The organism is Bradyrhizobium sp. WSM4874 (assembly GCF_055811835.1).
In genome coordinates, this window is sequence record NZ_JBVVPR010000074.1 from 1 (window position 1) to 15,874 (window position 15,874).

Genomic DNA, 15,874 nt, shown 5'->3' on the forward strand with positions numbered 1-15,874 from the left:
ATCTGGTCAGATGGCGCCGATAAAACCGAGGGCGCCGAAGTTCGTACTGCTGAGATTGGCAATGGCAATTGCGTTTTTGAAGGATTTCTCCATTCGCGATGCGAGTCAACAGGAAGCGGACGGATTCGCGTTAGGGAAGCACGCCTGTCAGGAGCCATCCGCCCGCCCGTCGTGCGAGTGGGCCACAAGGCAGCTCGCACGACGAGCGGCCTTGCACCATCGTCCGTCACCCGCTCAATGCAGCGGATCGCCCTGGCCGAGCGCGTAGGCGACGAGGTCCTTCAGCGCGAAGCTGGAGCCGGTCACCGGCGTCCATTGCGGATCGAGCGACAGCACGGAGGAATTATCTCCGAACATCATGCCGAGGAAGACCTCGGCTACGATGCGGCCGCCGACCGGCCCGAGCTGCGGGGTCTTGACGGTGGCGGGCCCACCGGTGGCGGGGATTGCCATGTCCCTCGCGTTTTGCCGCGCCTCGGCCAGGATGTAGGCCCACAGCGGGCAGTTGCCGGCGAACACGCCGTTCGCGATGGTCGCGATCTTGACTTGCGGGTCGCCCGGTCCCGGCTCGTCGACGGCCTTGCCGATGATGATCTCGTCGTCGGTCAGCGGCGTCAGGTTCATCGCCCTGGCGACGGCCTGGCCCGACGGCAGTCCGAGCCGCCAGCTGCGCTCGAGATTGCGTAGCGCCAGCGACGCCGGATTGGAGGCGACTTCCGGCGGCAGCTTGCGCAGCGGGTCCACCAGCGAGGCATCGATGCGATAGGCGAACTGCAGCCGCCTCTTGTTGTCGGGATTGGTATCGTCGTCCTCGACGCCGTAGGGGCGGGTGTCGAGATCGATGAAGCGGCCCCAATCCATGGCGCGTCCCGGTCCCATCGCGCGGAAGCCGGTCAGTGCGTTGTGGTCGGGATTGTTGGGATCGGGGAAGATCTGCAGCAGCATGTTGGCGGCGTCGTTCAGCCGGTAGCCAGGGCGGATCATGGAGTGCCCGAGCCGATAGGCCGCGACCGAGAACTCGACCGGCATGAACGGATAGGTCTTCCAATGGTAGTAAGCGAGCTTGCTGCGGTCGTATTGACCTGCGGTCTTCAGCTCGTCCAGCACGCTGGCGTGGACGATGCGCGGCAGGAAGTCGTTCAGCACCACATACTGATAGTGGAATCGAACGCGCTGCTGCACGTCTTCGAACGACAGGCTGTCATTGTCGTCGACCATGCGGTTGTGAAAGCGCAGCATCAAGGCCTGGAATTGCGAGACGATGCTGTTCTCGTCGTTGCGGGGATCGCCGATCAGCGCGCGGCCCTTGAACCGCGGCAAATCGACTGCGTCGGGCACGCCGGCGCCGGTGACCTTCTCGCCGAGGCGGAACTTGATGCCGTCATACATGTAGGGCTGGTCATTCGGGCCGCGGCCGTAGAGATTGTCCATGTCGAGCGACGGTGTGCGGAAGTCGACGAGCCCGTCAGGATCCTGCTGCTTGGTCAGCGAGCTGACCGGATCGAAGGTGATGTCATGGTCGATGAACTGGCCGAAATAAGTGTAGAGCGAGGGAATGCCGCTCTCTTCGGCGTCCGGCCCGTCCTTCGGTCCGTCGAAGCCGGCGACCATCTTGTCGGCGAGCGCCGACAGGTTTGCAACATTGTCGGAATCGTTCGGGCCGAATTTGGCCGGTGCGAGCTTGCGGAACATGCGGCCGAAGCGGCCTTGCGAAAGCGGCGAACGCGTTGCGTTCAGACCGCGCGGAACAATTGCGTGGCGGCTGCTCATTGAAACACCTTCCTGAAAAGTCGGATGAAACAGTTCGGGCTCAAGTTTCTCGCGCTGGAGTTTGCAGCCTAGGCGCGATCACGCCTGCCACGAGCGAGATGGATCACAATTGCCCGTCATCAAAATTTTCGGAAGGAGACGCCCGCCTGCAAGCCACGGCGGCGCATCGTGAATATTCTCCGTGGCGAAGACGGATAACATTCTCGTCATCGACGGACGCAGGCGGCTTCGCACAGTTTCAATTCGCCGAGGTATCGGCGACGCGGATCGTTTTCACGCAAAAATTGTGGCGGCGCGCGCGTCATGCGCGCACGCCGCGAATTCGTCAGTAGTCGCGCTGCTGCGAGAACGCGTAGCGCGGGTTGATGCCGCAATAAGACGACGTGCCGGACGCGCTGGCGAGGCACTGCTGATAGCTGGCGAACTGGCAATTGCCGGGGTAACCCCACGAGCGGCCCTGGATGCAATATCGATCGTTCGCAGGATGTGCCTGGGCGGCCGGGGCTGCTACGGCCATCAGGGCCGCGAGCGATGCGAGAGTGAGGATGGTGCGACGCATTTCAGTCTCCTTCGAGAGCGAGTGGATAGGAATGTCAGCGAGCCTGGCTCGTCACTTACTAAGTCATGCCTGCGTTGGTGTCGGCGAACGGCGGTTGCGTTCGCGACAAGGCACATCATGACGCAGCCTGCCGCCGGCAATGTGATCTCGGCCACAGTTCACGACGGGGTTCCGGCCTATCGTGAACGGACTTGCACGCGTCGATCCCGGAGAACTACGCTTGCCTTATTCGGATCAGGAATTTTGGAGGTTCTAATGCAAAAATCATACTTGCTGGCTGCGACAGCAGCGCTGGCGCTTCTCATGCAAACACCGCTTGCGTTGGCACAGGGCGCACCAGCCGCCGCCGGAACGGCGGCGCCTGCGGCGACAACCGCCGCGCCGGCAGCGACGACGACAGCGCCGGGCGCCACCAATGACGCTTCCAGCCAGCCGACCGACTCCAAGAAGAGTGCGTCGAAGAAGCCGGCGAAGAAGAAGATGACGCGGCAGCAGGAGATCGATCACTCGGTCGACAGCGGCACGGTGCCCGCGCGCTACCGCAGCTCGGTGCCGAAGCAGTACCAGCAATACGTTCCGTTCGATAAGCAGTGACGGATCCACGGCGGCGCGAAATGATCGGGCATCGCGCCGCCAGTGCCATCGCGAGACGGTCGTGAAACAGGATCTTGGCCGGGCGAAATCCGGCCATACATCCCCAGTGGCGGTCCGCGCGAGCGGTGCTAGAGTAGGCCGAAGCCTGGGGGGAGTTATGAGTGACGACGTGAGGGATGCTGGCCTTGTGGCCATGATCAGCAGCATCCTGGGAGGCAACAAGCGCGCCGCAGAAAGTGTCGCGCCACCGCCGCTCATCGAGGTTCCGCCGCCGACTGCGCCCACGAACGGATTTGAGCTGGTCGAGCCCGCCTCCGATACGCCGCCGGCCAAGCCCGAGAACAACTCAGAGAACAATTCCGAGAGCGCGCCCAATCCGGCGACGGCCGCCGCGAAGCCGGCCGAGCCGCCAGCGAAGATCGCCACGACGCCTGATGGCAAGCAATTGCTGCCTGCTGAAGCGATCGCGGATCTCGTCCTGGGCGAGCTGCGCAAGCTGGAGAATTTTCCGGCGACCGGCGCCTCCGTCACAGTCTACGGTTACCGGCACTGGAACGCGATGATCACCTTCGCGCCGTTCTCGGCCACGTTCCGGGATGCCACGCGGTTCCGCCAGGCCATGCCGGACATCGTCTTCAAGCTGCGCCGTTTCGTCGAACTTGAGATATGATCTTGGCCGTGAGCCCGAACAGTTCGACAGGAATTTCGACTTGAGCGTTGCCTTTACCAAAGAAGAGAGCGCGGAAACCGCCGCCGAGACGCTGTTGCCGGATCGGCCGATCTCGCCGCATCCGAACCTCGTGACGGAAGCGGGCTTGCAGGCGCTGCAAAGACAGCTTCAGGACGCACGCGAGGCCCATGAAGCCGCGCAAGCCATCGAGGACGTCAACGAAAAGCGCCGGCAATCGGCGGTGCCCTTGCGTGACGCCCGCTATCTCACCGAACGGCTGCGCACGGCGCAGGTCGTTCCCGCCCCGGCCTCGACCGATATCGTCGCCTTCGGCAGCACGGTGACCTTCAGCCGCGCCGATGGCCGCGTGCAAACCTATCGCATCGTCGGCGAGGACGAAGCCGACCCCAAGGCCGGCTCGATCTCGTTCGTGGCGCCGGTGGCGAAGTCGTTGATGGGGAAGGCGGTCGGGGATGTCGTGGGGGCGGGTGCGCAGGAGATCGAGATTTTGTCGATTGGGTAGGGGACGTTTATCGATGGTTTCCGCTGTGTCCGCGCAACAAGGCGCGATAGCTGGATGAGGCGGTTTCTGTCGGGAGCATTGCCGTTCTACGCGCTGGCCGGATTGGCCATGTGCATGTACCTCGTCCTGTACAAGACTGATCTCTTCGACTTGAACGCCATCGTCCAGGATGCGACCGGTTCGTCGTGGTTTCTGGTCTTCATTTTCGTCTGCGTGCTGCTGGAGTCGGTCTTCCCGTATTTTGGCTATTTTCCCGGAACCGCTCTCATCCTGATGTCCGTGGCGCTCAATCCGAAGCCCGCGGACGTCTCCGTTTTCATCGTGGCGTGGCTGGCAATCATCGTGGGCGCCGTTCTGAGTTACGGACAGGCTCGTTTTTTCAGACCGCTCTTGCAGCGGGTTGCCTCAAAGGCGGCCCTGAACCGGTGTGAGTCCCTGCTCGATGCCTACGGCCCTTACGCGCGAATTGCCCTGTTCGTTCATCCCAACGCCTGCGCGATGTATTTCACGGCACTCGGCCTCCTCGGCCGCAACCTGACGCGCGAACTCGCCTATCTCGGCGTGGGTGCAGCAGCGTCCGTGGGTGTTCTGTTCGTCGTCGTGAGCAGACTCGTGTCGTCCGTAGGCACCACTGACGACGGGGAATTGCAGCTGCTGCTGGCCGCAGCGCTGGTCGCCATCGGGACGCTCGTCGGTCTCTACGCGGCCTGGCGGCCGGCGCGGGCGGCTTGACGCTTGTTGGCGCCGCTTGTTCCGTCGTTGCGAGGGCCTTGTCCGCCAAAGCTCGAAAGGCCACGGCGGAAGCGAAGCAATCGGTCTTCCTCCGCGCGCACATTCTGATTGATCGCGACCGCCAACAGAACAATCGCGGTCCCACCGAGGTCCGCCCTATTGCTTGTCCTGCTTGTCGCTCATGAACGAGGCAAATCCAATCAGGATCGGCCATCGGAGCGGTCCTTGATATGCGTCAAAATCGGCGATCGGAAAGGGTGTAGATCTTGCTAGGAGGCGCCCATGCCCGTGTCGATGCAGGATCACCTTGGAAGCCGAGAGCGCGCGGCGCGAGGCTTGTCGGGCAAGTCCCGGGCGGCTCTCGTCCTCGTCGGCTTTCTTGCCATTGCTGGCGCGCTGCTGTTCACCGAACATCGGGCCCATGTGCTCGGCGTGCTCATTTGGCTGCCCTTGTTGGCCTGTCCACTGATGCATTTCTTCATGCACGGCAGCCATGGCCATCACCATGATCGGCCGGATGACGGGGGAGCAAGGCCATGAGCGACGGTACGCCTGCCTACGGCCTTTGGAGCCTGGTTGTCGTCAATTCGGTCGTGTTCATCGCCTTCGCCTACAGCTTCTTCAAGCCACAGACGTCGCGAGATTGGCGTTCGTTCGGCGCCTTCAGCGCCTTTCTGGTGGCGCTGTTCGTCGAGATGTACGGCTTCCCTCTCACGATCTATTTCCTTTCCGGATGGCTGCAGTCGCGTTTCCCCGGCATCGACTGGTTCTCTCACGATGCGGGTCACCTGCTGGAGATGATGTTCGGCTGGAAGACGAATCCACACGCCGGTCCGTTCCACATTCTCAGCTTCGTGCTGATCGGTGCAGGATTCCTGCTGATCTCGGCCGCCTGGAGCGTGCTCTACGATGCACAGCGGACGCGCAGTCTCGCGACATCAGGTCCATACAGCTACGTGAGGCATCCGCAGTATGTCGGGTTCATTCTGGTGATGTCGGGTTTCCTGGTGCAGTGGCCGACGATCCTCACCCTGGCGATGTTTCCGGTCCTGACGACCATGTATGTGAAGCTGGCGCGCGATGAGGAGCGGGACGCAAGAGCGGAGTTCGGTGGCGCATACAGCCGGTACGCCGCCGAGGTCCCGGGCTTCATTCCGAAGCTTGGTCGTCTCCTCGGACGTGCTCCCTCGAGCGACTACCGCCACGGATAATGGACCGCCTCCGGATGTCAAAGGCAGGACCTACGTGGACCCTTTCCTCCATCCTGCTGACCGGATCGGGAATCCTGCTGATCGGAATGGGAATCTATTTCGTACTTCTCCGGCCGCCCCTTCTGCCTGAAGACATCAGGTTCATGAACCTGACACCCGCTGAAGTGCAATCGATCGGAGGCAGGCTGGGATCCTGGCTCGTTCACGTCTTTCGCGTGATGGGCGGCTACATCGCAGCCAGCGGGATACTCGCGATCCCCTTGGCGGTCACGTCATTCCGGGACCATCATCCGTTCGCCGCGGCAGGCGCCATGATCGGCGGCGCGGCGTCGATCGGCTGGATGGCGGCCGTCAACTTCATAATCGATTCCGATTTCAAGTGGGTGCTGCTCGGGATGGCGCTGGTGTGGGCCGCCAGCCTGGCGACTTTCGTATGGGAGGGGGCTCGTTCATGACGCCGCCGGTCTTCACCGCGCGGGCTCTCACCAAGACGTACGTCTCCGGCGAGGTGAGCGTGCATGCCCTCAATGACGTCGATCTCGAGATCTCCGAAAGAGAGGTCGTCGTTCTGCTCGGACCTTCCGGCAGCGGCAAAACCACATTGCTGAACATCATGGGCGGGCTGGATCGGCCGACGAGCGGCAAGCTGCTTTTCAGGGACCTCGATCTGACGGGTCTCGACGACAGGGGGCTCACGAACTACCGCCGCGAACATATCGGCTTCGTTTTTCAGTTCTACAATCTCGTTCCCAGTCTGACGGCTTACGAAAACGTCGCCCTAGTCACCGAGATCGCCGACCGTCCGATGCGGCCCGGCGAGGCGCTGGAGCTTGTCGGCCTCGCGGAGCGCATGGATCACTTTCCGGCCCAGCTTTCCGGCGGCGAGCAGCAGCGCGTCGCCATCGCTCGCGCGATCGCCAAGCGTCCGGCAGTGCTGCTCTGCGATGAGCCCACCGGCGCGCTGGACTCGAAGACCGGAATCCGCGTCGTGGAAGCCCTGCTCGGCGTGAACCGGCAGATCGGGACCACGACCGTTATCATCACCCACAATGCCAGCATCCAGCAGGTCGCGGACCGGGTGCTGTTCTTCGCTGACGGCCGGATTTCCAGGATACAGAAGAACGACACCCGGCGAGAAGCCGCGGCATTGGTCTGGTGAAAGCCATGACCGCTCTCGATATCAAGCTCTTTCGGGATGTCATGCGACTGTGGGCGCAGGTCCTGGCCATTGCGCTGGTGATCGGTGGCGGCGTTGCCACGCTCATACTTGCGGCCGGGTCGCACCGCTCGCTGGAGGAAACACGGGCCGCCTACTACGAACGCTATGGCTTCGCAGACGTCTTCGCACAGGTGAAGCGGGCGCCCAGGGCGCTGACAGATCGCATCGCCAAAATTCCCGGCGTGGCCGTCGTCGACACCCGGATTTCCAAGCTGGCGCTACTCGATATCCCCGGTTTCGCCGAACCGGCGAGCGCGCAATTCGTGTCGCTGCCGGATACCGGTGAGCCGATGCTCAACCGCCTCTACATGCGCACCGGTCGGCTCCCGGAGCCCGGGCGGGCCGAGGAGGTCGTCGTCAACGACACCTTTGCGCGCGCCCACGGATATGCGCCCGGCGATCGCTTCAAGGCGATCCTGAACGGCAAGAAGCGTGAGCTGACCATCGTGGGGACGGCGCTGTCGCCCGAGTTCATCTACACCGTCGGGCCCGGCGACCTGATGCCGGACGACCGGCGCTTCGCCATCGTCTGGATGTCGGAGAAGGCGCTCGCCAGCGTTTACGATCTGGAGGGTGCGTTCTCCTACGTTTCGGTGAAGCTGCAACGCGACGCATCGGAGCGCGAGATCATCACCCGCCTCGATGCCTTGCTGGACTCCTACGGCAGCCAGGCGGCTCACGGACGCAAGGACCAGACCTCCCATGCCTGGCTCGATCATGAGCTCGACATGCTCAACAACATGAGCCGTACGCTGCCGCCAATCTTCCTTCTGGTATCTGCCTTCCTCGTCAACCTCACCCTGAGCCGCCTGGTGGCGCTCGAACGCGAGCAGATCGGACTGTTGAAGGCGCTCGGGTATCGCAACGGCAGCATCCTGCTGCACTACACGAAGTTCGTCGTCTTGCTCGTCCTGATCGGGATCGGACTCGGCAGCGTGATCGGAACATGGCTCGGGCTCCGCGTGACGGCGCTGTTCGGCGAATTCTTCCACTTCCCGTTCCTGGTGTTTGCCAAGGCTCCGGATCTCTATTTGATCGCCGGAGGATTGAGCGCCGTCGCAGCCATTGTCGGTGCCGTGCGCGCCCTGCGCGAGGTCGTGAAACTGCCGCCGGCAGTCGCCATGCAACCGCCGGCTCCTCCGGCCTATCGCCGGCTGCTTCCTGAGGGCTTCGCGCTGGAGAAGCTGGTCTCGCAGCCCACCATGATGATGATCCGGAACATCTCTCGCCATCCTCTCCGGGCGGTATTCACCGCGCTCGGCATGGCGCTCGCCACCGCAATCCTCGTCGTTTCGCTGTTCACCCGCGATACGATGGAGCAATTGATCGAGGTGACGTATTTCCTCTCCGACCGGCAGGATGCGACCATCGGCTTCGTCGAGAAGCGAATCGAAAATGTCGTCGATCAGGTGAACAGGCTGCCGGGAGTTCTCGCGGCCGAGCCGTTCCGCGAGGTCCCTGTGCGGATACGGCATGGCAACGTCGAGCGCCGGATCACGATCAGCGGCCGGCCGGCCGATGCCAGCCTGAGACGGATCATCGATGTTGACCTTCAGCCCGTGGTTCTTCCGGAGAGCGGCCTGGCGATCTCGGGCATGCTGGGCCAGATCCTCGGCGTCCGTGTCGGTGATACCGTCGAAGTGGATCTGCTGGAAGGTGCCCGGCGCACCGTAGCACTTCCGGTCGTGGCCACGGTCGAAGACTATTTCGGCATCAAGGGCATGATGGACAGGGAGGCGCTTCGAAAGGTGATGCGCGAGACGGCCGTCGTGAACAGCGTGAACCTCAGCCTGGACGAGAGTCGGAGGGATGAATTCTATGCGGCCGTCAAATCCATGCCGACGGTAAGCGGCGTCGCACTGCAGCGCGTTTCGCTGGCCAACTTTCGCAAGACGGTTGCCCTCCTGATTACCACGATGGCCAGCATCTATACGGGCCTCGCCGCCGTGATCGCCTTCGGCGTCGTCTACAACAACGCCCGCATCTCGCTGTCAGAACGGGCGCGAGAACTGGCGAGCCTGCGGGTGCTCGGCTTCACGCGCGGCGAGGTGCTGCGGATCCTGCTGCTCGAACTTGCCATCCTGACTTTGATGGCACAGCCGCTAGGCTGGCTGATGGGGTATGGCCTCGCCTGGATCATGAAAACGAACCTTGCAGGCGAACTGATGCGCGTGCGCCTCGTCGTCGAACACTCCACCTACGTCACCGCCACGGCGGTGGTCGTTCTCGCCGCGATCGCATCCGCTGCCGTCATACGAAACCGCATCAACAGAATGGACCTGGTCGCGGTCCTCAAGACGCGAGATTAGCCATGAACTGGATCAAACGGATCATCGGTATTGCGGGCTTTGGTCTCGTCATCGCGGGGCTTGCGTGGTTCGCTTGGCCACAGCCGATCCTCGTCGATCTCGCGACGGTCGCGAAAGGTCCCATCGAAGTGACGGTGGATGATGATGGCAAGACTCATGTCCGCCACATCTACACCGTCTCGGCGCCGGTGGCCGGGAAGGTGCTGCGCATTTCGCATCCCGTGGCCGAGCATGGGCCTTCGCTTCACGTCGGCGACGAGGTGGTGGCCAACCAGACCGTTGTCGCGGTGATGCAGCCAACCCTGCCGAACTTCATCGACGTGCGCTCGCGCGATCAACTTCAGGCCGAGGTCCTGGCCGCCGACGCCGCCATCCAGCAGCAGGAAGCCGAAGTGAAGCGGCTCGAGGCCACACTCGATTTCTCACGCAACGAATTCCAGCGCGCGCAAACGCTCTCCCGCACACAGACGATCTCGGCGCAGGCTTTCGACAAAGCCAAATTCGACGCAGCGAGCAATGAAGCGTCGCTGGCGGGCGCGCGCGCTCAGGTCGACGTCCGGCGCGCGCTACGCGCCAGCCTCGCTGCGCGCCTGATCGACCCCGCCGACGTTCAGCCCCAGACTGAGCCGACGTGCTGCGTTCGGGTGTTGGCTCCTGCGAGCGGCCGGGTGCTGCGGATCGTCCAGGACAGCGAGGCGCCGGTGCCGTCGGGAGCGCCGTTGGCGGATATCGGCAGCCCCCTCGATCTGGAGATCGTCGCGGACCTGCTCTCCACCGATGCGGTGCAGATCAAGGTCGGCGCCCCGGTCCGGATTGATGGCTGGGGCGGTCCCGCGATCGGAGGCAAGGTGGCCCGGGTCGATCCAGCCGGCTTTCTCAAGGTATCGGCCCTTGGCATCGAGGAGCAGCGGGTGCGCGTGACGATCGACTTCGCAAGTCCTCCAGAGGCGCCGTCGCTCGGTCACCATTATCGCGTCGTCGTCCACATCACCACCTGGAGCTCTCCTGACGCCGTGGCCGTGCCAGTGAGCGCGCTATTCCGGAAGGGCGAGGACTGGGCGGTGTTCGCCGTTCGGGACGGGCGCGCCCGGACGGTTCCGATCCGGATCGGTCATCGGAACAACCGCGTTGCCGAGGTTTTGTCCGGCCTCTCCGCCGGGGACAAGGTCGTCGTCCATCCTAGCGACAGGATTGCAGACGGACGCAGCGTAGCGCAGCGGGAGTTTCCGTAAGAGCGCCATGCAGGCCGCTTTTCGGAACAACCGCAGATTTTGATCGGTGGCATTCTGCCCCTGTTTTGCCCGACGAGTCAAATCCGATTTCGGAAAAATAGCACGGCTGTAACCCTTTGATCCGACTGAGGTCGGCTACTGTGCATGGGGTTGTTTTCGACATTTTTGATTGAGGCGGTCCCGACACGCCGCCAGGCGTCGACGATGGTCCGCAATCAGTATGGCTTTGGAAGGTGGATGGTGGGCGCACAAGGGATCGAACCTTGGACCTCTCCCGTGTGAAGGGAACGCTCTCCCGCTGAGCTATGCACCCGAAACCATCATGCAGGCGACCCGAGTTTCGGCCGCCGGCGCTTTGGAGCCCGCGATTTAGAAGTGCGGGCCGAACGTGTCAAGTTTCGAGGCGCTGCCGGGCCCGAAAACCTTCGCCGGACCCGCAATTCGGCGGTCCGACCGTTTTCGGGTCGCCTACGCGCCCTGCTGGCGGGCGCGGGAGGCGTGGGCCTGGAGCGCGCGGATGCGTTCGGCCAGTGTTCCGCCGCCTTCGGGCAGGGTGCCTGCGGCCGTGCCGTTGGTCGGGGCGTCATTGGCCGGGCGCGGCGCCGGCCTCGGCGGCTGGCCGGCCTCGGCCGCGAGCAGGGCCTCGATCGGCGAGTTCGGGCCTTCGAGCTGCATCGCGAGCTTGGCCACCTCGGCGGCGATATCGTTGATGCGTTCGCGCAGCAGCGCGTTCTCCATCCGCTCGGTCGCCCAGGAGCTCTCGGCCTGCTGCTGGATCGCGTTGATGTCGCGCTGCAGCTTGGCGCGCTCGTCGCGGGCGGTGCGGAGCTGCTCCTCCAGCGCGGTCTTTTCCGCGCGGATCAAGTCCATTGCGGCCGTCGACTTGCCGCCGCTCAAGGCCGCGATCTCGACGCGCAGCTCCTTGATGGTGCGCTCGTTGCCCTCGTTGGCCTGGCGGAGCTGGTTGTTCTCATAGTCGCGCTCCGCGAGCAGCTTGCCCTGCGTGGCAAGGCGTCCCTCGAGATCGCCGACGCGGCCCGACAGCATCTCGGCCTCTTTCACCTGCACGATGAGCTGGCGATCTAGGTCGGTGACGCGCTGGCTCAGATTCTCGACGCGGCCGCGGGCGTCGCCGAGCTCGCGGGAGGCGGTCTCGGACTCGGTACGCTCCTGCGCCAGCCGCGCCTGCGTCGCGGCAAATTCCTTTTCGGCGTCGCCGACGCGGTTCTTCAGCTCCTCGATCTGCGCACGTACCACAACCAGCTCGACCTGGCGGCTCTCCGCCATCATCGAGCGGTCGGACAGTTCGGAATTGATCTTTGCGAGCTCGCCCTGCTTGTCCGTCAGCGCGAGCTCGGCGGCGCGCAGGGCGGCGGTCTTGGTGTTGAATTCCTCTTCGGTGGCGCGGAGCTGCTCCTTCACCGCCTTCTCGCGCGCTTCGAGCGCGAAGATCGTGGCGTTCTTCTCGCCGAGCTCGATCTTCATGCGGTTGATGGCGTCGCTCTTCTTGCCGAGCTCGGCGAGCTGGCTCGTGGTCTTGTTCTTGAGCTGGTCGACGCTCATCTCGAGCCGTCGCGCCGACATGGCGAATTCGGCGCGGAGCTGGTCCTTGTCGGCCTGGATCTCGGCCATCGACAGGGGCGTGGCGGCCTCGAGCCGGCGCGTGGTCAGGCGCACGGCGCGGTTATGCACCAGCGGCACGATCGCGAGACCGCACAGCATCGAGAGCAGGAAACCGATCGCCAGGTACATGATCGGTTCGACCATGGGCCAGAACTCCCAAAAGCTAAGGAAAAATTTACCAAGGACATTGCATGCGGGGCCGGCAAAAAGCCAGCCCCGACATGTCGTTAACCTTGATCCGTCGCCGGAGGGGAAAGCGGGACGCTAGAACGGGTTCCAGGTCGCGCGCGGGGTGAATTTCAAATAGCCGATATTGGCTCCCAGCCGCAGGCCGAGACCCGAGCGGATCGGCACCAGCACGATGTTGTTGGCGGTGAGCGCCGTCATGCCGAAGCCGCCGATGATGTAGGCCGAGCCGTCGAGGCCGGCGAAGCGCTGGTAGATCGCGTTGGTGGCGGGCAGATTATAGACCAGCGTCATGGTACGCGCGCCGTCGCCACCCCAGTCGAAGCCGAGCGAGGGACCCTGCCAGTAGACTCTGAGGTCACCGGCGTTCTTGGTGTAGAGCGTGCCTTCGCCGTAGCGCAGGCCGGCGACGAAAGCGCCGGACCCTTCCTCACCGAGGATATAGCCGTTGGGCAGGCCCCATTGGCTGACCGCCTTCTCGATGATCGAGGCGAGACCGCGCGAGACGTTGCCGAAGAAACGGTGGCCGGCGTTCACGAGTTCGTCCGGCCCATAGGTGCTGGGCGTCGGGGTCCGCTGCGGCGGCGGCAAATCGGGCGGCGGCGGCTGCTGGGCGGAAGCCGGAATGATCCACCCGACCATCGCGGCAAGCGCGACTGCGGCAAGGCGTGATGCGAAAGTCATAAAAGAACCCCTGGTATCGAATCCGGTCGCTTCCTTAACCTGGCGCCAACAGGCGCGGCTCTAGGTTGCGCCGGATGTCCCCTCGACTCGGATGTTATCCGCAGCAACTATGACGGCACAACGGCAGGAAGCCAGCCCTTTGCGCCCCGGAATTGCCTTGATCGGCCTTCTGGTCTGCATGCTGTCGGGCATTTGGATCCTCTGCGCGGGGGTGCCGGTGCAGGCGGCCACCACCGAGCGGATCGTCGTCAACCGTTTCAGCGGCGTGGCCATCGAGGGCTTCGACCCCGTGGCCTATTTCGTCGATGGCGCGGCCGTGCAGGGGACGGCCGAGTTCGAGGCGAACCTGTGGGCCGCAGTCTGGCGCTTTCGGAACGAGGGCAACCGGGCCTCTTTCCTGGCCCATCCCGAAGTCTACGGGCCGCAGTTCGGCGGCTACGATCCGGTCGATATCGCCCGCGGCGTCACCATCGCGGCCAACCCCCGTTTCTTCACGATCGTGGCGCAGCGGCTCTATCTGTTCAGCCGGGAAGCCAATCGCGACGCCTTCGCCGCCAATCCCGAGCGCTTCCTCTATGAGGTGGGCAAGCGCTGGCCGGCCCTCCAGGACAAGCTCAGCCAGTAGCGTCTTTACGATTTCAGAGTCTTGCCGCCTGCGGGTCACCCCAGGCGATGAACTCCGGGATGATGAAGCCGACTTCGTGCCGCTCGCCGAAGCGGAGTGCGCCGCCCTTGCCGTCGGTCACGCTGCCGCCGGCGGCGGTCACGACCGCGTAGCCGGCCCCGACGTCCCATTCACAGGTGGGCCCGAAGCGGGGATAGATGTCGGCACTGCCTTCCGCGATCCGGCCGAATTTCACGGCCGAGCCGACCGTCTTCCTGACGGCGTTGGCGCGGTGATCGATGAACGCCTCGGTTCTGGGATCTCCATGCGAGCGGCTCACCGCGGCGATCCAGGGCTCGCCCAGGGGCGGCAGCTTGCGGGTATGGATCGGCTCGGCAGCGCCGATGGTCGCGCCGTCAAACCTGACCCGCTCGGCGCCGCGTCCGACGATGCCGCGCCAGAGCAGCCCAAGTGCGGGCGCGCTGACAATGCCCAGCAGCGGCACGCCCGATGTCACGAGTGCAAGGTTGACGGTGAACTCGTCGCGCCCGGCGACGAACTCCTTGGTGCCGTCGAGCGGGTCGATCAGGAAGAAGCTGTCGCGGAATGGCGGCGAGGCGAGCTGGGTCCGCTCTTCCGAGAGCGTCGGGATGTGGCCCGCAAGCTGCGCCAGCCCGTCCGCAATGATGCGGTCGGCGGCAAGGTCGGCCTCGGTCACCGGCGAGCCGTCCTGCTTGCCGTCGACGCGCATCGCCGTACGGTTGACCGCGAGGATGGCTTCGCCGGCCTTCACCACCAGCGCGGTGAGCGGCTCCATCAGGTGGGAGGCGGCCGCGCCGTCGATGATCCGCTTCACCTGCATGCCTCATTCATCGGCAATTCCATCCCTACTCAGTGATTCGCCGCGGCATTAGGGCCGCTTCGAACCGATCGCAAGCTAGCTGCCACGGGCTTGCGAATGTTAGAACCAGCAGCATTCGTCAAGCATGCTTGATTCGCCGCGTCCGCGCCGTGCAATTCCAGGAACCCTTTATGTCTGACGCTTCGTCACCCGCTACCGCCACCGCTCCAGATGCGCTCGAACTCGCTGCGCTGCTGTGCTCGCGGGTCTGCCACGATCTCATCAGCCCTGTCGGCGCCATCGTCAATGGGCTCGAAGTGCTCGACGACGATCCCAAGCCCGACGACCGCGAGTTCGCACTCGACCTGATTCGCAAGAGCGCGAAGACCGCCTCCGCCCGCCTCCAGTTCTGCCGCCTCGCCTTTGGTGCGGCCGGCTCGTCCGGCGCGCAGATCGATCTCGGCGACGCCCAGACCATGGCGCGCGGCCACATCGAGGACGGCAAGTGCTCGATCACCTGGAATCTGCCGCGGATCTTGCTGCCGAAGAATCGCGTCAAGCTGTTGCTTAACATGCTGGTTGTTTCGCAGCACACGATCCCGCGCGGCGGCACGCTGACGATCGATCCGATCGGCGAGGGCGAGACGATGAGTTTCCGCATCACCGCGACCGGACATAATGCGCGCCTGCCGCAGAACATCGCCGAGCTCCTGAGCGGCGAGCGCGGCCCGGCTGCGGATGCACATGCGATCCAGCCTTATTATACGCGGCTGTTGGCAGAGGCCTGCGGGCTGACCGTGAGGCTCGCGCACGAAGGCGAGGCCATCACCATTATCGCTTCATAGACCTGCCGCCGCTCTCAAACGTTAATCAAGTCTTTACGAGGCGCTTCGGCTTGTCCGGAGCGCCTTATCTCTTTGTTGATTCCGTTCTTTTCCACATACTCAACCATTATTAAACGCTTTGCGGTGAAGCTGGCCCCATTCCGAATTGGCGCATCACGTCTTGTGTGCGCGCCCTCCCTGTATGAAGGCCTGTTTTCATGGATGATCTGTTGCGGGAGTTTTTGACGGAAACCAGCGAGAGCCTGGACACCGTGGACAATCAGCTGGTGAAG

At 63.8% G+C, this 15,874-nt stretch carries 18 protein-coding genes and 1 tRNA gene; 12 read left to right on the forward strand and 7 right to left on the reverse strand.

The window, feature by feature from the left end; genetic code table 11:
• Positions 1-234 precede the first annotated feature (234 nt).
• Both AC0L3P_RS37505 and AC0L3P_RS37510 read right to left on the reverse strand, forming a co-directional pair.
• Positions 235-1,770, reverse strand: coding sequence for a peroxidase family protein (locus tag AC0L3P_RS37505; RefSeq protein WP_473309105.1), 1,536 nt, complete (start codon positions 1,768-1,770; stop codon positions 235-237).
• A 325-nt stretch (positions 1,771-2,095) separates the two neighbouring features.
• Positions 2,096-2,329, reverse strand: coding sequence for a DUF3551 domain-containing protein (locus tag AC0L3P_RS37510; RefSeq protein ID WP_275174633.1), 234 nt, complete (start codon positions 2,327-2,329; stop codon positions 2,096-2,098).
• A 255-nt stretch (positions 2,330-2,584) separates the two neighbouring features.
• Between AC0L3P_RS37510 and AC0L3P_RS37515 the strand changes: the two genes are divergently transcribed.
• The 10 genes from AC0L3P_RS37515 to AC0L3P_RS37560 all read left to right on the forward strand — a co-directional run bounded on the left by AC0L3P_RS37515 (position 2,585) and on the right by AC0L3P_RS37560 (position 10,819).
• On the forward strand, positions 2,585-2,923 hold the full coding sequence (locus AC0L3P_RS37515) for a hypothetical protein (RefSeq protein ID WP_247282441.1): 339 nt from the start codon (positions 2,585-2,587) through the stop codon (positions 2,921-2,923).
• Between the two features lie 157 nt (positions 2,924-3,080).
• Positions 3,081-3,593, forward strand: coding sequence for a hypothetical protein (locus AC0L3P_RS37520; RefSeq protein ID WP_473309106.1), 513 nt, complete (start codon positions 3,081-3,083; stop codon positions 3,591-3,593).
• A 40-nt stretch (positions 3,594-3,633) separates the two neighbouring features.
• Complete coding sequence (greA, locus tag AC0L3P_RS37525; protein ID WP_473309107.1) at positions 3,634-4,116, forward strand: transcription elongation factor GreA; 483 nt, start codon at positions 3,634-3,636, stop codon at positions 4,114-4,116.
• 54 nt (positions 4,117-4,170) lie between these two features.
• On the forward strand, positions 4,171-4,848 hold the full coding sequence (locus tag AC0L3P_RS37530) for a hypothetical protein (protein ID WP_473309108.1): 678 nt from the start codon (positions 4,171-4,173) through the stop codon (positions 4,846-4,848).
• 288 nt (positions 4,849-5,136) lie between these two features.
• The gene (locus tag AC0L3P_RS37535) at positions 5,137-5,388 is read left to right on the forward strand and encodes a DUF2933 domain-containing protein (RefSeq protein WP_473309118.1); all 252 of its coding nucleotides are present in this window, start codon (positions 5,137-5,139) and stop codon (positions 5,386-5,388) included.
• Positions 5,385-6,059 carry a methyltransferase family protein gene (locus AC0L3P_RS37540; protein ID WP_473309109.1) on the forward strand — a complete coding sequence of 225 codons (675 nt, stop codon included), beginning with the start codon at positions 5,385-5,387 and terminating at the stop codon, positions 6,057-6,059. The genes AC0L3P_RS37535 and AC0L3P_RS37540 overlap by 4 nt, the downstream gene beginning before the upstream one ends.
• Positions 6,060-6,145: 86 nt before the next feature.
• Entirely contained in the window at positions 6,146-6,514 is a 369-nt protein-coding gene (locus AC0L3P_RS37545) for a hypothetical protein (RefSeq protein ID WP_473309110.1), read from the forward strand.
• The gene (locus AC0L3P_RS37550) at positions 6,511-7,218 is read left to right on the forward strand and encodes an ABC transporter ATP-binding protein (protein ID WP_473309111.1); all 708 of its coding nucleotides are present in this window, start codon (positions 6,511-6,513) and stop codon (positions 7,216-7,218) included. Before AC0L3P_RS37545 ends, AC0L3P_RS37550 begins: the two co-directional genes overlap by 4 nt.
• A 5-nt stretch (positions 7,219-7,223) precedes the next feature.
• Positions 7,224-9,587: an ABC transporter permease gene (locus tag AC0L3P_RS37555; protein ID WP_473309112.1), complete on the forward strand. Its 2,364-nt coding sequence runs from the start codon at positions 7,224-7,226 to the stop codon at positions 9,585-9,587.
• A 2-nt stretch (positions 9,588-9,589) separates the two neighbouring features.
• Positions 9,590-10,819 (forward strand): efflux RND transporter periplasmic adaptor subunit, encoded by a 1,230-nt coding sequence (locus tag AC0L3P_RS37560; RefSeq protein WP_473309113.1) that lies wholly within the window; start codon positions 9,590-9,592, stop codon positions 10,817-10,819.
• 238 nt (positions 10,820-11,057) lie between these two features.
• Here AC0L3P_RS37560 and AC0L3P_RS37565 read toward each other — a convergent pair.
• The 3 genes from AC0L3P_RS37565 to AC0L3P_RS37575 all read right to left on the reverse strand — a co-directional run bounded on the left by AC0L3P_RS37565 (position 11,058) and on the right by AC0L3P_RS37575 (position 13,312).
• Positions 11,058-11,132, reverse strand: a tRNA-Val gene (locus AC0L3P_RS37565).
• A gap of 155 nt (positions 11,133-11,287) precedes the next feature.
• Positions 11,288-12,586 (reverse strand): hypothetical protein, encoded by a 1,299-nt coding sequence (locus tag AC0L3P_RS37570; protein ID WP_473309114.1) that lies wholly within the window; start codon positions 12,584-12,586, stop codon positions 11,288-11,290.
• A gap of 120 nt (positions 12,587-12,706) precedes the next feature.
• The gene (locus AC0L3P_RS37575; protein ID WP_007606270.1) at positions 12,707-13,312 is read right to left on the reverse strand and encodes a DUF1134 domain-containing protein; all 606 of its coding nucleotides are present in this window, start codon (positions 13,310-13,312) and stop codon (positions 12,707-12,709) included.
• Between the two features lie 139 nt (positions 13,313-13,451).
• Here AC0L3P_RS37575 and AC0L3P_RS37580 point away from each other — a divergent pair, with 139 nt between their 5' ends.
• Entirely contained in the window at positions 13,452-13,937 is a 486-nt protein-coding gene (locus AC0L3P_RS37580; RefSeq protein WP_473309115.1) for a YHS domain-containing (seleno)protein, read from the forward strand.
• A 13-nt stretch (positions 13,938-13,950) separates the two neighbouring features.
• Here the strand turns inward: AC0L3P_RS37580 and AC0L3P_RS37585 are convergent, their stop codons facing one another.
• On the reverse strand, positions 13,951-14,778 hold the full coding sequence (locus AC0L3P_RS37585) for a 3'(2'),5'-bisphosphate nucleotidase CysQ family protein (protein ID WP_473309116.1): 828 nt from the start codon (positions 14,776-14,778) through the stop codon (positions 13,951-13,953).
• Positions 14,779-14,948: 170 nt separating this feature from the next.
• Here AC0L3P_RS37585 and chpT point away from each other — a divergent pair, with 170 nt between their 5' ends.
• Entirely contained in the window at positions 14,949-15,602 is a 654-nt protein-coding gene (chpT, locus tag AC0L3P_RS37590; protein WP_354066159.1) for a histidine phosphotransferase ChpT, read from the forward strand.
• A gap of 14 nt (positions 15,603-15,616) precedes the next feature.
• On the opposite strand, the gene AC0L3P_RS37595 is transcribed toward chpT, so the two are convergent.
• The coding region (locus AC0L3P_RS37595) for a hypothetical protein (protein WP_473309117.1) at positions 15,617-15,874 on the reverse strand (258 nt) is incomplete at its 5' end.

What these genes read in the sequence shown, in the direction of transcription:
- AC0L3P_RS37505 (WP_473309105.1), bottom strand. Translation starts at nt 1,770, where the DNA reads ATGAGCAGCCGCCACGCAATTGTTCCGCGCGGTCTGAACGCAACGCGT.
- AC0L3P_RS37510 (WP_275174633.1), bottom strand. Translation starts at nt 2,329, where the DNA reads ATGCGTCGCACCATCCTCACTCTCGCATCGCTCGCGGCCCTGATGGCC.
- AC0L3P_RS37515 (WP_247282441.1), top strand. Translation starts at nt 2,585, where the DNA reads ATGCAAAAATCATACTTGCTGGCTGCGACAGCAGCGCTGGCGCTTCTC.
- AC0L3P_RS37520 (WP_473309106.1), top strand. Translation starts at nt 3,081, where the DNA reads ATGAGTGACGACGTGAGGGATGCTGGCCTTGTGGCCATGATCAGCAGC.
- AC0L3P_RS37530 (WP_473309108.1), top strand. Translation starts at nt 4,171, where the DNA reads ATGAGGCGGTTTCTGTCGGGAGCATTGCCGTTCTACGCGCTGGCCGGA.
- AC0L3P_RS37540 (WP_473309109.1), top strand. Translation starts at nt 5,385, where the DNA reads ATGAGCGACGGTACGCCTGCCTACGGCCTTTGGAGCCTGGTTGTCGTC.
- AC0L3P_RS37545 (WP_473309110.1), top strand. Translation starts at nt 6,146, where the DNA reads ATGGGAATCTATTTCGTACTTCTCCGGCCGCCCCTTCTGCCTGAAGAC.
- AC0L3P_RS37550 (WP_473309111.1), top strand. Translation starts at nt 6,511, where the DNA reads ATGACGCCGCCGGTCTTCACCGCGCGGGCTCTCACCAAGACGTACGTC.
- AC0L3P_RS37555 (WP_473309112.1), top strand. Translation starts at nt 7,224, where the DNA reads ATGACCGCTCTCGATATCAAGCTCTTTCGGGATGTCATGCGACTGTGG.
- AC0L3P_RS37560 (WP_473309113.1), top strand. Translation starts at nt 9,590, where the DNA reads ATGAACTGGATCAAACGGATCATCGGTATTGCGGGCTTTGGTCTCGTC.
- AC0L3P_RS37570 (WP_473309114.1), bottom strand. Translation starts at nt 12,586, where the DNA reads ATGGTCGAACCGATCATGTACCTGGCGATCGGTTTCCTGCTCTCGATG.
- AC0L3P_RS37575 (WP_007606270.1), bottom strand. Translation starts at nt 13,312, where the DNA reads ATGACTTTCGCATCACGCCTTGCCGCAGTCGCGCTTGCCGCGATGGTC.
- AC0L3P_RS37585 (WP_473309116.1), bottom strand. Translation starts at nt 14,778, where the DNA reads ATGCAGGTGAAGCGGATCATCGACGGCGCGGCCGCCTCCCACCTGATG.
- chpT (WP_354066159.1), top strand. Translation starts at nt 14,949, where the DNA reads ATGTCTGACGCTTCGTCACCCGCTACCGCCACCGCTCCAGATGCGCTC.